Here is a 15,991-nt window from a genome sequence, read left to right as displayed (position 1 = left end):
CGGCGAGCACACCCGACTTGTCGCGGGGATGCAGGGGCAGAACGGTTCCGGGATCGAAGAAGCGCTGCAACCGACCCAGCGGGTCACGGGGATCGATGCGCTCGACGGCAGCGGCGGCAACGGTGTGTTCGGTCATAGGTTCACGACTCCTGCCGTGGTCGATCCGTCAGGCTGCCTTCGATCACGGAAGCGAGCTCCTCGAACCGCGATTCCAGATAGAAATGCCCGCCCGAGAAGGTGTGGGTGGCAAACGATCCTGTGGTGTGGTCGCGCCACCGCTCCATATCGGCGGCCGTGACACGCGGGTCCGACGCGCCGCGTACCGCCAGTACCGCGCAGCCGACAGTGGCACCGGGCGCGCAGCGGTAGGCCTCGACGGCCCGGTAGTCATTGCGGATGACGGGGATGATCACGCTCAGCATCTCCTCGTCCTCGAGCAGTCTGGTGTCGGTTCCGTTGAGTCGTTCGATCTCGGTGAGGACGTCACGGTCGGTGTCGAGGGCGATGGTGTGGCGGGCCCGTAGCGAGGGTGCGCGCCGGCCGGAGGCGATGAGCCGGATCGGGCTGCGGCCCAGCATCTCCCAGCGCCGGGCCGTTTCGAAAGCCACGGTCGCTCCCATGCTGTGTCCGAAGAACATCGTGGGCTTGCCGTCCGGAGGCAGGACCGCGGCCACCTGGTCGGCGAGTACGCCGATGTCATCGATGAGCGATTCGCCACGTCGCTCCTGGCGGCCCGGATACTGCACTGCCAGGAGTTCGATGGACGCATCCAAACGTGCAGTGAGGGGATGAAAGTAGGTGGCGGCGCCGCCGGCATGCGGGAAGCAGACCACCCGGACGGAGGAGGTTTCCGGGGCGCGGAAGGTCCGGATCCAGCGCACCCGTTCGGCAGCGGCGATGTTCATTCGACGAATGCCCTGTGAATGAGGGTCTCGACGTCCATATCGTCGAACTCGTCGAACTCGTCGATCGTGGTGTACACATCGTCATCTGCCTGCGGTGCTTCGACGGGAATTTCTGCCGGGAACATCAGCTCCCGCAACCGCTCTGCCAAGGCCATCGGTGTCGGGTAGTTGAATATCACCGTCGCGGGAATCTGAATCCCGATGTCCTTCTTGATCTGATTGCGGAATTCCACGCCGCTCAGGGAATCGAACCCGATCTCTTTGAAGGACAACTCCGCATCGACGTCATCGGCCGACGAGTAGCCGAGTACCAGAACCGCGGTGGCGATCAGTAGCTGCAGCAGAGTACTGGTCTGTTCCTCCGGCGACTGCTCGGCCAACTGCTGCACGAGCAGCGATTCCGCCCGTTCCTCGGCCTGCCGGCGCCGCGGTCCGATCATCCCGCGGAACAGTGCGGGCACGGTCTCGAGCTGCCGCAGCGCCGACTTGTCGAGCACCGCGAGCACCTCGGCGACGGCATCCGCCCCGAGTGCCGCATCGAACAGCGCCGTTCCCTTCTCCGATGCGAGGGGGACCAGGCCGGTTCGCCGGAACCGCGTCAGATCGGTGTGGTCCAGCGCGCCCGCCATTCCCAATTCCCATGGGCCCCATGCCAACGAGGTCGCGGGTAACCCCGTCGATCGCCGATGTTCAGCCAAGGCGTCGAGGAAGGCGTTGGCGGCGCCGTAATTCGCCTGCCCGGCATTGCCGACCGTGCCGACGACCGACGAAAACAGGATGAATGCCGACAATTCGAGATCCTTGGTCAGCTCGTGCAAATACCATGCCGCGTCGACCTTCGGCCGGAAAACCCGGGAAAGACGTTGCGGCGTCAGTGCTTCCGCTGTGCCGTCGTCGAGCACACCGGCCAGATGAATGACCGCGGTCAAGGGCGCCCGGTCCGGAATACGAGCGAGCTGTTCGGCCAGCGCCGCCCGATCGGAGACATCGCAGGCAACTTGCGTGACTTCGGCCCCGAGCGCGGTCAGCTCGTCCGACAACTCGTTCGCTCCGCGCGCGGCGGATCCCTGTCTGCTCAGCATCAGCAGGTGGCGGACACCGTGTTCGGTCACCAGATGCCGGGCGAACAGCGCGCCGAGTGCTCCCGTCGCGCCGGTCATCAGCACTGTTCCGCGGTCGTCCCAGAGCACTGGCCGGTGCTGGGCCGACTGCACGGGCGCCAAGCGCGGCGCGCATACCACCCCTCGGCGGATGGCCAGTTGCGGTTCATCGAATCGCCCTACCGTCGCCAGCGCAGCCGGTGAATCCTCATGATCATCGATATCGACCAGTACGAAACGCTCCGGGTGTTCGGCCTGCACCGACCGCAGCAGACCCCACACCGCCGCAACCGTAATATCGGAATCCTCGCCTGCGCTCACCGCAATCGCATTGCGGGTCACGATCACCAGCCGCGCCCCGTCCGGCTGCTCGTCGCGGAGGTACTGCTGCACCAGCTCCAGTGCCTGGCCCGCATGTCCCAGCGCCGACGCCGGTACGTCCGGATCCGCACCCGCGTCCACATGTGCGAAAGTCAGATCCGTTGCGTTCCTGGCCGATTCGAGCGTGGCGGGCGCTGCCGTCCAGTCCAGGGCGAATCGCGAATCGGACACCCCGCCGCCGGTCAACTGATCGGCCGAGGCCGGCATCAGCATCAGGGAAGCGACCGAGAGCACCGGAGTTCCGGTGAGACCGGTGATTTCCAGCGAGACCTCCTGCGCACCGGTTCTCGCCACCTGAACACGGAGTTCCGTACCACCGAACGCATGCAGCGATACCCCGGACCAGGAATAGGGCAGCAGCGCTCGCGCCTGATCGGTGTCGGCGAACAACGACAGCATCGGGTGCAGCGCCGCATCGAACAGCGCGGGATGTATGGCGAATCCAGCGTCGGTGTGGAGCACATCGGCGGGCAGCCGCACCTCGCCGAACAGCTCGTCGCCCCGGCGCCAGAGCGCACGCAGACCTTGGAATGCCTGCCCGTATTCGTATCCGCGGTCGACGAGTTCGGAGTAGTAACCGGTCAGATCGACCGGCTCGGCTCCCCGGGGCGGCCATTCGGCCGAGTTTCCGGGCACCGAGCCACCCTCCGCGGACAGGTACCCGGCGACGTGCTGGGTCCAGGACCGCGAACCGGTCGATACCGAACGCGAGTAGATGCCGAATCCCCGCCGGCCCGATTCGTCGGCCGCGTCGACAATGACCTGAAGCTGGGCATCGTCGTCCGCGAAGGTCAGCGGCGCCTGCAGGGTGAGTTCTTCGATCCCGCGGCACTCGGTGTCGGCCATTGCCCGCAATGCCATTTCGGCAAAGGCCGCACCCGGGAAGACAGTGCGGCCGAAGATCGCGTGGTCGGTCAGCCAGGGGTCCGTTGCCACCGAGATCCGACCGCTCAGGAGCAGTTGATCGTGTGCCGTGAGTTCGGTGGACGCGGCGAGGAAGGGGTGTCCGGCCGCAACCAGGCCCGCATCGGTCAGATCACCGCGCGGCGTCGCCGGCTCGGCCCAGTAGCGCTGCCGGTCGAAGGCATAGGTGGGTAGATCGACATGCCCGCCGCGAGCGCCGATGGCGGTCAGGTAGGCCCGCCAATCGACAGCAATGCCCGAAACATGCAGTCGCGCCGCAGCATCGGCGATCGAACGCGATTCTTCCCACCCCTTGCGGACGATCGGTACCGCGGGAATGTCGCGCCCGAGTTCGCCGGTGACTTCCCGCGCCATCGCAGACAGCACCCGGTCCGGCCCGACCTCGACGAACAGTTCGGCGCCGGCCGTGACCGCAGCACGGATTCCGTCCGCGAAACGAACGGCCGCGCGCACGTGCCGCACCCAGTACTCCGGGTCCGTCGGATCACCGTCCGCGGCAATCGTGCCGGAGACGTTCGAGACGATCGGTATGTGCGGGGCCGAGTACCTCACCGACCGCGCTACCTCGCGGAACGCGTCCAGCATCGGCTCCATCAGCGGCGAGTGGAACGCATGCGATACCCGCAGCCTCGTCGTTTTCACGCCCCCGGCAGCGAGTATCGACTCGATTTCGCTCACCGATTCCTCGGCTCCCGAAATGACCGTCGAGGCCGGTCCATTCAGCGCGGCGATCGACACCGACTCCGCATGGCCTTCGAGCGCGCCGAGAACTTCAGCCTCGTCCGCTTGCACCGCGACCATCGCCCCGCCGCCCGGCAGCGCCTGCATCAACCGGCCCCGGGCCGCTACCAGCCGGGCCGCGTCCGGGAGTGAGAACACCCCCGCCACATGCGCTGCCGCCAGTTCACCGATCGAATGTCCCACCAGCACAGCGGGAATGACGCCCAGCGACTCCAGCAGCCGGAACGCGGCTACCTCGAATGCGAACAGCGCCGGTTGCGTCATCGCCGTCTCATCGAGCAGGCGGGCCGATTCGGAACCGGGCTCGGCCGCCACCACGTCATCGATCGAATGGTCCAGCAGCGGATCGAGTTCGGCGCACACCGCATTCCACGCCTGCGCGAATACCGGAAACAGCTGTACCAGTTCACGACTCATGCCGAGCCGCTGGCTGCCCTGGCCGGAGAAGAGGACGCCCACGGCAGGCGCGGCGGACGCGTTGCCGATGATGACATCGGGGACGCGATTGCCCTTCGCGAGCGCCTCCAGCCCGGACAGCAATTCGTCACGTCGCGAGCCGAGCACCACCGCACGGTGTTCGAAGCTCGTTCGCTCCGTGGCGAGCGACCACGCCACATCGGCCACGCCGAGCGCCGGATCCGCGCCGAACGCCGCCGACAACTTCGCGGCCTGTCCCGCCAGCGCCCGGCTGCTCCGCGCCGATACCAGCCAGCCGACAATGCCGGCCGGATCCACCGGCGGAACCGGGACGGCGTCGGGGTCGCCCTGCTCGAGGATCACATGCGCGTTGGTGCCGCTGATCCCGAACGATGAAACACTCGCCCGCCGTGGCCGATCGACGGCGGGCCAGGCGCGCTGCCGTGTCAGCAGTTCCACGGAGCCCGATGCCCAGTCGACCTGTCGTGACGGTTCGCCGATGTGCAGTGAGCGCGGGAGGACACCGTGCCGCATGGCCATGACCATCTTGATCACGCCCGCGACACCCGCCGCCGCCTGGGTGTGCCCGATATTCGATTTCAACGACCCGACCCACAGCGGCTCCTCGCGGTCATGTCCGTAGGTCGCGAGTAGTGCCTGTGCCTCGATCGGATCACCGAGGGAAGTGCCGGTGCCGTGTGCCTCGGCGGCATCGACATCCGCGGGGGACAGATTCGCGCCGGCGAGGGCCTGCCGGATGAGCCGCTCCTGCGATGGGCCGTTCGGCGCGGTGAGCCCATTGCTCTCGCCGTCCTGGTTGATCGCCGAACCGCGCAGTACCGCCAGCACCCGATGGCCGTTCCGGCGTGCATCCGAAAGCCTTTCCAGCACAAGCACACCGACGCCTTCGGACCAGCCGGTGCCATCCGCGGTATCCGCGAACGCCTTGCAGCGGCCATCGGCGGCGAGCCCGCCCTGGCGGGCGAATTCGACGAACATGCCGGGCGTCGACATCACCGTCACACCACCCGCTAGCGCCAGCGAGCAGTCCCTGGACCGCAGGGACTGGGCTGCCAGATGCAGCGCCACCAACGACGACGAGCACGCGGTGTCGATACTCACCGCGGGGCCCTCCAGCCCCAGCGTGTAGGCAACACGTCCGGACACCACGCTGGTAGCGCCACCGGTGAGCGCATGGCCACCGAGGCTGTCGGGCACATCCCGCAGACGGGGCAGATAATCCTGGGCCATGGCGCCCATGAAGACGCCCGTCCGGCTACCCCGCAACGCCGCAGTATCCGCGCCGGCGTGTTCGAGGGCCTCCCAGGCCGTCTCCAGGACCAGACGCTGTTGCGGATCCATCGACAGCGCCTCCCGCGGGCTGATCCGGAAGAAGCCCGCATCGAAATCGGCTGCGCCGGTGAGGAAGCCACCGGCCGCCGCGAAATCCGCGCCGGGCACGCTGCGCCAACCGCGATCATCGGGGAATTCGGAGATCGCGTCGATACCGTCGACCACCAGCTGCCACAGTTGCTCCGGCGAGGACACTCCTCCGGGCAGCCGGCAGCTCATGCCGATGATCGCTATCGCCTCATCGGTGCCCATTCCATCGGTGCCGACGGCGCCCATCTCGTCGGCGGGCACGTCTGCGCCGGGCCCGGACAGCTCGTCGCGCATATGGCGCACGAGCGCGTTCGGGGTGGGGTAGTCGAAGAGCACCGAGGTCGGGAGCCGCAGACCGGCGGCGGTATTCAGGCGATTCCGCAACTCGACCGCGGTGACAGAGTCGAAGCCGAGTTCCTTGAATGTGCAGTCGAATTCAACCAGCTCAGGGTCGCCGTGACCGAGGACCGCGGCCGCCTGCGCACGAACCGTCGACCACAGGGACCGCTCGGTCAGGCTACCGGACCGCACCACTGCGACACCGGGGGCCGGCACCGGTGCCGGTGGGGAGGACTCGGCGGGCTCCCCCGCCACCCAATAGGGCTGCCGCTGAAAGGCGTAAGTCGGCAACGCAATCTGGCGGGCATCCGCGAAAAGCGGACGCCAATCCAGCGCGACGCCCTTGCTGTACAGCTCCGCCATGGACAGCAGCAGACGCCGGTTCTCGTCCTCGTTCCTGCGCAGCGTGGCCTGGACAACGACGTCATCGACCGTGTCCGCGATCGACATGGTAAGCACCGGATGCGGACTGATCTCGACGAATACGCCATAACCGGCAGCCGCGAGCGCTTCGACAGTTTCGGCGAACCGTACCTGCCCACGCAGGTTCCGGTACCAATACTCGGCGTCCAGTTCCGCACCGCGCACCGGACCGGCAGTGACCGTGGAATAGAAAGTGATGCCACTGTCTACAGCCGGGACATCAGCGGCGACCCGCAACACCTCGTCCCGGATCAGTTCCACTTGATCGGAGTGGGACGCGTAATCGATCGGGATTATCCTGCTGCGAATCCCCCGAGCGCGGCTCTCCGCCACAATCTCGTGCACCGGACCGACAGCGCCGGAAATCACCACCGTGCCAGGTGAATTCACCGCTCCGATCGAAACCCGACCCAGATCGACATCCGTCGCGGGCATGGCCAGTGCGGCCATCGCCCCGCGACCCGACAAGCCGGAGTTGATCACCTGCGAACGGGCGAGGACCAGCCGCATCCCGTCAGCCGGCGAAATGATGCCCGCCGCGCACGCTGCCGCGATCTCACCCTGCGAATGCCCCACCACCGCATCGGGTTCGAGACCGACGCTGCGCCATACCCGGGCCAGCGACATCATCACGGCGAACAGCGCGGGTTGCACGATATCCATCCGCGCCAACGCCGCTTCGTCACCCAGTACCTCCCGCAACGACCAATCCACCAGACCGGTCAGCAGTTCTTCGCACTCGTTCATGCCGGCCGCGAATACCGCATTCGTCACCCACAGGTCCTCGGCCATGCCGAGCCAGTGCGCGCCCTGACCGGGAAACACCCACACCACTCCGGATCCGGTGGTGGCCGATCCCGTGACGACATGGGACGCCGGGGCATCGGCCGCCAAAGCCGAAAGCCCGTCCAGCAATTCGTCACGATCGGCAGCGACGACGACACCGCGGTGCTTGAACACCGATCGCGTCGTCGCGGTCGAGTAGCCGATGTCCACCGGCAGCAGATCGGCATCGGCGAGGATCCACTCGCGCAATCGTGCGGCCTGCGCACGCAACGCCTGGGCGCTGCCCCCGGATACCGTTACCGGAACCGGTCCGGCGCACTCCCGTACCGGTTCCGGCTCAGCCGCAATCGGAAGGTCGGCGACGACCAGGTGACAGTTGGTGCCACCGATACCGAACGAGCTGACACCGGCGAGCCGCCGACCGGCCGGCCACGGACGCGTTGTGTCATTGACCCGTATCTTCCACTCGTCCATGGGAATCGACGGATGCGGTTCGGTGAAATTGAGACTCGCGGGCAGGGCTCCGTGTTTTATCGACAGCGCGGTCTTGATCAGTCCGATGACCCCGGCGGCAGCATCCAGATGGCCGATATTCGTCTTCACCGACCCGACGAGCAGTGGCTGCCCGGCGTCCCTGCCCGATCCGAAGACCGAGGCGAGCGCGCCGGCTTCGACCGGATCGCCCACGCGAGTGCCGGTGCCGTGCAATTCGACATAGCTGACCTGTTCGGGAAGCACACCTGCATCTGCGTAGGCCGCTCGTAGTACAGCCTGCTGTGCGGCACTGTCCGGAACGGTCAGCGCCTGCGCATCTCCGTCATGGTTGACCGCTCCGCCCAGCAGCACGCAGTAGATCCGGTTGCCGTCGGCGAGTGCGTCCTCGAGGCGCTTGAGCACGACCACTCCTGCGCCTTCCCCCCGGACGAATCCGTTGGCGCGGGCATCGAACGTGTAGCTACGGCAATCGGGTGACAAGGCACCCGCACGGTGGAAGGCGAGGGTGCTTTCCGGCGCCAGATTCAGATGTACGCCGCCCGCCAGCGCGAGCCCGGTGGCGCCGGATCGCAGGCTCTCGCAGGCCAGCTGTACGGCGACCAGCGATGAGGACTGCACCGTATCCACAGTGAGACTCGGCCCGTGCAATCCGAGCTGATGCGACACCCGGTTGGCGATCACACCCCGGCTCAGACCGGCCAGCGAGTGATGCGACAGGGCATCGGTTCCGTGCCGCTGCACAAGCGAGGCATAGTCGTCACCGGAGGCCCCGAGAAAGACCGCAGCGGAACTGCCACGCAGACTCGCCGGCAAGGTCCGGGCGTCTTCCATTGCCTCCCAGGATAATTCGAGTGCCAGACGCTGACGAGGGTCCATGGCCGCGGCCTCGCGCGGGGAGATACCGAAGAATCCTGCGTCGAACCCGGCGACATCGTCGAGGAAACCGCCGCGCTGGTACGACGCCAGTTCTGCGAGGTCCGGCCCGCGGCCGACCGGCACGTCGGCGATCGCGTCGACTCCGTCCCGCAACAGGCGCCAGAACTGCGAGATGTCACCTGCCCCCGGAACACGGCAGGCGACACCCACCACAGCGATGATCCGATGACCGGACTGTTCGACTCCATCGATGTGCATAAGCTGCAAACCCTTCCGACCACGACGAACCAATCTCCATCGCATGATCGGCGGCACACTCGAACAGATACACTTTCGCGGTGATCGGAATCGGTTATCTCACAACTGGATCGCCGGCCCGGGCGCGCCAGTCACGCTGAATTCCGCGCATTACGGCCGGGTATACGACCCAGTTCCGGAAGGGCGCGATCGCGGCCATGTAGAGCTTTCCCAGCACACCGTTCGGCTTGACCAGAACCGCCATCTGACCGTGGTAGTCCTCGGCTCCGTCGGATACCCAGCCCACGTGCATCACCCCGTGCACCGTCCGGTTGGCGAATTCGGCTACCCACTCGTCGTCCAGCAGATACACCGAGGAGAAGAACGCGAAGTCGGGTCCGCGCGGCGCCGACCGCAGGTCGTCGGGCAACAGGTCTCGCAGTGACTGCGCGCGTGTGCCCAGGGCGTCGGCGGATCGGTCCAACCGGAGCACCGCTCCCAGCTTCCAGCGAATCGCGAACAGCGCCCGCACGACAGCTGGGCCGCTCGGACCGGCGCCGGATGTGTAGTACCGGACCAGCTTCCCGAAGTCGCCCGGACCGCCGGGTGTGGGCAGCGCCCATACATCCTCGACAACGAAATCGTCGGTCAGCTCATGGATTCGCCATGGTCGAGAGGTATGGGCAGTGCTCTGGAGTCTCATACTGGATCTCCTTCATTCCGGTGTGACCGAGCCGATAGCGAGCACGACCCGCACCACATGTGAGTATCGAAGCTATGGTCGAGCAGCCACGATCCTGGCGTCTTGAAGAAAATGGCAACGTTGTCTTCGCCGCCGCGTGCGCGGAATTCGCCTGCTACAGCGAGAAGTCCGGGGCCGTCTCGGCTCGCCACCGCCGCCCGGCCTGGCGGCTGGCGCTGTCCCGGGGCGGACAGGTGGTCGCCGCCGACGACACGGGCCGGACCGTGGCCGGATCCGGATTGCTGATTCCGCCGGGATTCTTTCACCGAATCGAGCATTCGACCGGGCTCACCTCGGTATGGATCGATCCGCATCGGCTCACGATCCCCGGTCCGCCACGCATCCATGCGCTCGAGTCCGTCCAGACCCGCAGGTTGCTCGCCGCCACCACCGAAAGCCTGGACGTGGCGCGCCTGCGCCGGACCGTACGCCAGGAGCTCGGTGCGGCTCCGCCGCTGGACCCCCGGCTGGATCGCGCTCTCGAATTGCTGGACGAGGGCATCGACATCGACGGGCTGGGCGATCACATCGGACTTTCGGCGCGCCGTCTACGGCAACTGTCCCAGCAGACAATGGGTTTCCCGCTCACAGCACTGCGCCGGTGGCATCAGGTGTGCGAGGCCGGACTCCAGCTGCCCTTCCATCCGGCCGCCGAGGTCGCCGCCCGAACCGGTTTCGCCGACCAGTCGCATTTGATCCGCACCATGGTCGCCCTGTGCGGGCGCACCCCTGGCTCACTTCCCGGCAGCCGGGCATGAAGCCACCACGGGGCCGGGTGGGCCAGGCTCGATTTCAGTTGTAGTGCAGCATTATTCGACGTTATGTCGCCGAGCCGGCAGAGCGTGCCGGATACAGCTCCGGCTCGTGATAATCATCACCGCCACCGGTGTGGCGGGACCTTGCCTCGCCGCAATGGCCGCTGCCATGCTTCGCAGTGGAAAACTGTTCTGCGACAAGGCTGAAACGGCTTGCGGTTGCCTTGGTCGCGCAGGGGAAATGGGAACAGTACAACTACTCGGGAGCAGATCTCATGAACCTTTTGCTGATGCCGATCGTTGCAATCCAAGGGATGCGGTTGCGCTCCACACTGCAGCTACTGCCTGCTGCCGGGGGACCCACCACCGGAACCGCCGATGCCGCCGGCAGCCCGGCAGTGCGCCTCTCGGTGATCGGTGAGTCGACTGCGACGGGGGCGGGCGTCGATACGCAGGACGCGGGCTTTTCCGGCTGTCTTGCGCGCGAACTCGCCGCGCGAACCGGCAGGCCCGTCGAATGGGAGGCGGTCGGACAGCACGGTGCCACCACTCGGCGCATCCGCCACCGGCTGCTCCCCCAGGTTGCGACGAACCTCTCCGTCGCCGTCCTGCTTGCGGGTGGAAACGACGTGCTCGGCAAGCGCAGCCCAGCGGAGTGGGGCGCGGAGTTGAGCGCCATTGTCGACGACCTGATCGATCGCGCCGATCAGGTCGTGGTGAGCGGACTCCCGCCGTTTTCCGACTTCCCGGCGCTGCCCGCGATATTCGGGCGTTACTTGGCCGAGCGCGCGAACGCCTTCGACGAGGTGACTCGGCAGGTATGCGCCGACCGTCCCCGGGCCACGATGACCGACTCTGCCGACATCCTGCCGGTCGGCCCGGACTTCTTCGCCGCCGACGGATTCCATCCGTCCGCCTCGGGTTACCGGCAATGGGCGGAATCCGTCGCGGACTACGTCAAACTCTGACCGGGAGTCGGCACCCGCGGATCGCGGGTGCCGACCACGCTCAGCCCGCGACTGCCGTTGTCGCGCTGCGCCGGCGGCTGCGCAGTTCCAGGCGGCCACGCTTCTCCGGCAGCACCACGACGATGCGACTGCGGGCGCCGGCCGGCTCCGAGTCGCTCCGGCGCAATTCACACTGGGTGAGCACGGCACGCAGCAGAGCCTTCATCTCGAGAATCGCAACCTTGTCGCCTAGGCAACGAATTCGGCCGCCCCCGAAGGGGATCCAGGTGTAGGTACCCGGTTTGGCTCCCAGGAAGCGTTCCGGCCGGAAAACATCGGGATCCTCGTAGAGATCGGGATCCCGATTCATCAGGTAGGCGCTGCCCCACAGAATCATCCCGGGTTCGTAACGCACGCCGCCGATCTCGATCGGCTTCATGACTTCGCGGGGAATGATCTGCGACAGCGACGGCCGCAGTCGGAGCAGCTCGTGGATCGTCGCCATGAGATACGTATCGTCAGTACCCGCGTCGATCTCGGATACCAGCCTTTCGACTACCGCAGGTTCACGGCTGAGGTATTCCAGGGCCCAGGTGATCGCTGCCGCGGTGGTCTCGACGCCGGCGATGAAGATGGTCATCATTTCATCGCGTAATTCCGTGCCGCTCAACGGCGAACCATCCTCGTGCGTAATGCCGAGCAGTACCGAGAGCATATCGTCGCCGAGCTCGCCCGAGCTCCGGCGCTCGGCGATGGCCTGCGCGATCAACTCGTCCGCGCGCGCCCGCAATGTCAGGAAATCGTGCAGTCCCACCGGACGGATGGCCTCGAGCAGCATGAACAGCGGACGCGGCAACTTGTGGATCGGCACGACCGACATGATGTGGTCGTTGAACCGCATCATGTCGGTCATGACCTCGAGGATCTCGTCGAAGTTGCTCGGCAGTTCCCCGAAGATCACCTCACCGATCGATTGGAGCGAGTAGCGGTGGATCAACGGGTGCAGCTCGATGGCTCGCCCACGCGGCCACGTCGCGACGGCACGGTCCGCCAGTTCGTTCACCGACGCCTCGATCCGGCGCAGGGCCTTGCCGTTCATGCTCGGCATCAGCAGTCGGCGGCGGACCTTGTGCTCGTCTTCGTCGAGCCAGGCCAGCCCGGACCCGCCGGTGTACTTCTCGATCGAGATCGAGCCGTTCCCGGTGTGCAGGACGTCCGCGGGTGCGGTGAAGAGCTGCTTGATATCAGCGGTGTCGGTAAGCAGGTACACCGGCTTCGGTGGCAGCCGGATGCTCACCGCGAACCGGCTGCCGTAACGCCGGCGGCACTCCTCGAGAAAGCCGGGTGGCCGCCGCCAGTATTCGAAAAGTTGCCTCAGCGTTGACAACTGGACCTTCGGCAGGTCGGTGGCGGGGATAGCCGGGCGCGCCGCCGCCGATGCGGGCGCGGCCGGGGCGGTGTGGTCGACCGGGCATCGATCGGCCGGCACGGAATCAATGTTGTTGTCCATCTTCGTTCCTTCTCGGTATCAAGCGGTCAATTCGCGGCGGCAGCCACCGGATCGCGGGTCTCGACGTGCGGCCGCTCGGCGCCGATGGTGAGCAGGACGAGACCACCCACCAGGCCGCATCCGGCCATGAACAGCCAGGCGGCGTGGAAGTCGGAGACGCCGGGCCGGCCGTCGAGGATGGCCGCGACCACGGCGATGCCCAGCGCGAGCCCGACCTGACGGCACATGGAATTCATGGCGGTACCGGTGGCGAAGCGCTCGGGCGGCAAGGACAGCGTGGCCGCGCCGGACAGGCTCGGCAGGATGAGGCCGAGACCGATGCCCCCGATGATGGCTCCGGGGAGGAAGCTGGTTACAAAGTTCGGGTCGGTATGAGAAGTGAGCACCCACCAGAGCCCGCCCGCCGCGAAGATGATGCCGCCGATCAGCCCGACCGCTCGTGCTCCGAAACGAGCTGCCAGCAGTCCGCCGGGCACAGCAACCACGGTGACCATCAGCGGTCCCGGTGCGATCTCCATGCCGGCGCGCAGGATCGAATGGTGCCAGATCGCGGTCAGGAAGAGGGTCGATGCGAGGACCATGGCGCCGAAGCCCCCCATGAACAACAGCGTTGCCAGGTCGGCGAAGGCCACAGACCGGATCTTGAGGATTCCGGGTTCGATCACGGGTGCGGGGTGCCGGAACATCCGCCACACCGTGAAGAGGACACCGAGTACGCCGAGGGCGATCAGGCCGAGAATACGAGCACTACCCCATCCCCACTCCTGTCCCTGCACGATCGCCCCGACAATGACCGCGACGGTCGCGGCGAGGACCAGGGCACCGAAAACATCAGGGGCCGAGCGGGTCTCCTCACGGACCTCCCGCAGCACCCGCCAGCCGACCAGTACCGAGACCACACCGATCGGGATGTTCACCAGGAAGACCCAACGCCAATCGAGTTGTACCAGCAGCCCTCCGATCGGCGGTCCGGCCGCGGCGGCAACTCCGCCGACCGCCGACCACAGTCCGATCGGCACCGCCCGCTTCTCCGGCGGGAACATGGGCAGCAGCAGACCCAGGGAGCTCGGCATCATCAAGGCCGCGCCGACGGCCTGAAGCACGCGGGCGGCCACCAGGATCCCCAGCGACGGTGCGGCGGCGCACCCCGCGGACGCCAGCGTGAACAAGGCGAGACCGGCCAGAAACGCCCGCTTTCGTCCGGACTGGTCGGCCCACCGGCCCGCCGGCATCAGCAGCGCGGCGAACATGATCGCGTAGGCGCTGAGCACCCACGAGATATTGCTGAGGCTCGCGGACGAGAACGAATGCTCGAGTTTCGGAAACGCGATATTGACGATGAAAAGGTCGAGCGCGGAGATGAAGACACCGGTGAGTACGACAGTGATGGATAGAGCCCGGCTGGGCTCGGCGCGGTTCATGCGTGGCACCCCGTGCTCGCCGTGCCGGGGTTCACATAGCGAGGATGCATTCCGAATTCCTTCTCTCGATGAATTTCTCGACGGATATTTCTCGACGTGGAGGCCGTGTTCAGGACTCGAGCCACCGCTCGACCGCCGCAGCGGTGGCCGTTGCACCGGTTTCGATCAAGCCGAAGTGGTCGGCGGCGATGTCGACCGACTCTGTACCGATCTCCCATGTGGGCCAAACGGATACATCCGCGCTCGCATCGAGCGGCTTACCCGCTCGAATCAGCAGGGCCGGTGCGGTGACCGGATCCCGGTCACGCTCGGCGAGCAGCCGGATATAGGTGCCCATCGCGAGCCAGTCGGCGTCGTCGATGGCGCCGGTACCGCGCTGGCCTTCCAGGATTTCGGTCAGTACCAGTGAGAAGACCCGATCGCTCTCCGCCGCACTGCATTCCGGGGTGGGGGTGTCGATGACGACGAGACCGGTCGCGGCCCGGCCCGATGCCTCCAGTCGAGCGGCCAGGGAGTGCGCCACCACGCCACCGCTCGAGTAGCCGACCAATACGTAAGGCGTATCGCCGACGACTCGGCGGATCGAGTCCGCCAATGCCTCGATTGCGGCGTGCCACGAGCCGGGTGCGAGCTCGGTGCCGCGAAAACCCGGCAGGGAGCATACGAAGACATCGCGTTTACCGTCGAAATGGTCGGCGAACCGCATGAATTGATGCGGGCCCGAGCCGACCAGGTAGGAGGGCACGCAGATCAGCGCCGGCCGGTCACTTCCGGTAGCCATCCGGATGACGTATTCGTCACGCCCGCCCAGTTCGCCGGGCGAGGCGAACGCCGGACGGAACCGCGACGCCTCGATCAGCAATGGCAAGGCCGCGGCGGCCGATCCCGCGGCATGCGCATTGCGCAGCAACGCCCCGAGCGTCCCGTCGCCGAGCTGAATTCCGGCTGTGGGACGCTCCTCCGCGTTCGATACGGCAGGTGCGACGCCGACCTCGGCAAGCAGGAAGTCGGCGATCGCCGCGGGTGTCGGATGATCGAAGACCAGGGTCGTCGGCAAGCGCACGCCGCTCACCCGGGTGAGTCGGTTGCGCAATTCCACGCCCGCCAGCGAATCGAATCCCACCTCCTTGAATGCCCTTGCCGGATCGACCATTTCGGCCGATGCGTGGCCCAGGACCGCGGCCACCTGTGCCTGAACGAGTTCGAGTACGACAGCTTCTCGTGCTGCCGCGTCGGTGCTCATCAGCCGCTCGGCCAACGTCTCGCCGGTGGCCTCGGGGCGTCGTGCGGGTGCGCGCACCAGACCGCGCAGCAGCGGGGGCAGCAATCCTGCCCGGGCCTGGCTGCGCAGCGCGACCGGATCCAGCCGCACCGGAACCAGCAGTGCCGCATCCGATTCGAGCGACAGATCGAACAGGTCCAGGCCGAATTGCGCCGACAGCGTGCCGACGCCCATGCGTTCCATCCGGGCGTGATCGGCCGCTGCCAGCTCGCCGGTCATTCCGGTGGCTTCCGCCCAGAGTCCCCAGGCCAGGGAAACACCCGGCAAACCAGCCGCCCGCCGCACCGCCGCCAACGCATCCAAACCCGCATTCGCCGCCGCATAATT

General features: G+C 66.7%; 8 protein-coding genes. 2 read left to right on the top strand and 6 right to left on the bottom strand.

Features of this window, described 5'->3' with window-relative positions:
* Positions 1 to 140: 140 nt before the first annotated feature.
* The 3 genes from ACH438_RS45970 to ACH438_RS45960 all read right to left on the bottom strand — a co-directional run bounded on the left by ACH438_RS45970 (position 141) and on the right by ACH438_RS45960 (position 9,710).
* Entirely contained in the window at positions 141 to 905 is a 765-nt protein-coding gene (locus tag ACH438_RS45970) for a thioesterase II family protein (protein WP_397017617.1), read from the bottom strand.
* On the bottom strand, positions 902 to 9,028 hold the full coding sequence (locus tag ACH438_RS45965) for a type I polyketide synthase (protein WP_397017615.1): 8,127 nt from the start codon (positions 9,026 to 9,028) through the stop codon (positions 902 to 904). The genes ACH438_RS45970 and ACH438_RS45965 overlap by 4 nt, the downstream gene beginning before the upstream one ends.
* Positions 9,029 to 9,122: 94 nt before the next feature.
* Positions 9,123 to 9,710 carry a DUF2867 domain-containing protein gene (locus tag ACH438_RS45960; protein ID WP_397017613.1) on the bottom strand — a complete coding sequence of 196 codons (588 nt, stop codon included), beginning with the start codon at positions 9,708 to 9,710 and terminating at the stop codon, positions 9,123 to 9,125.
* A 74-nt stretch (positions 9,711 to 9,784) separates the two neighbouring features.
* Between ACH438_RS45960 and ACH438_RS45955 the strand changes: the two genes are divergently transcribed.
* Positions 9,785 to 10,507, top strand: a complete 723-nt coding sequence (locus ACH438_RS45955) for a helix-turn-helix domain-containing protein (protein ID WP_397017611.1) — start codon at positions 9,785 to 9,787, stop codon at positions 10,505 to 10,507.
* Between the two features lie 287 nt (positions 10,508 to 10,794).
* Positions 10,795 to 11,472: an SGNH/GDSL hydrolase family protein gene (locus ACH438_RS45950; RefSeq protein ID WP_397017609.1), complete on the top strand. Its 678-nt coding sequence runs from the start codon at positions 10,795 to 10,797 to the stop codon at positions 11,470 to 11,472.
* 40 nt (positions 11,473 to 11,512) lie between these two features.
* Here ACH438_RS45950 and ACH438_RS45945 read toward each other — a convergent pair whose 3' ends face one another.
* From ACH438_RS45945 to ACH438_RS45935, 3 genes are all read right to left on the bottom strand, one after another.
* Positions 11,513 to 12,961 (bottom strand): cytochrome P450, encoded by a 1,449-nt coding sequence (locus tag ACH438_RS45945; protein ID WP_397017607.1) that lies wholly within the window; start codon positions 12,959 to 12,961, stop codon positions 11,513 to 11,515.
* A gap of 26 nt (positions 12,962 to 12,987) precedes the next feature.
* Positions 12,988 to 14,382, bottom strand: coding sequence for a DHA2 family efflux MFS transporter permease subunit (locus ACH438_RS45940; protein WP_397017605.1), 1,395 nt, complete (start codon positions 14,380 to 14,382; stop codon positions 12,988 to 12,990).
* Between the two features lie 109 nt (positions 14,383 to 14,491).
* Positions 14,492 to 15,991: alpha/beta fold hydrolase (locus ACH438_RS45935; RefSeq protein WP_397017603.1), on the bottom strand; the 1,500-nt coding region annotated here is incomplete at its 5' end.

It is taken from the genome of Nocardia sp. NPDC020380 (assembly GCF_044386975.1).
GTDB lineage: Bacteria > Actinomycetota > Actinomycetes > Mycobacteriales > Mycobacteriaceae > Nocardia.
This window is presented reverse-complemented; position numbering and strand designations above follow the sequence as displayed.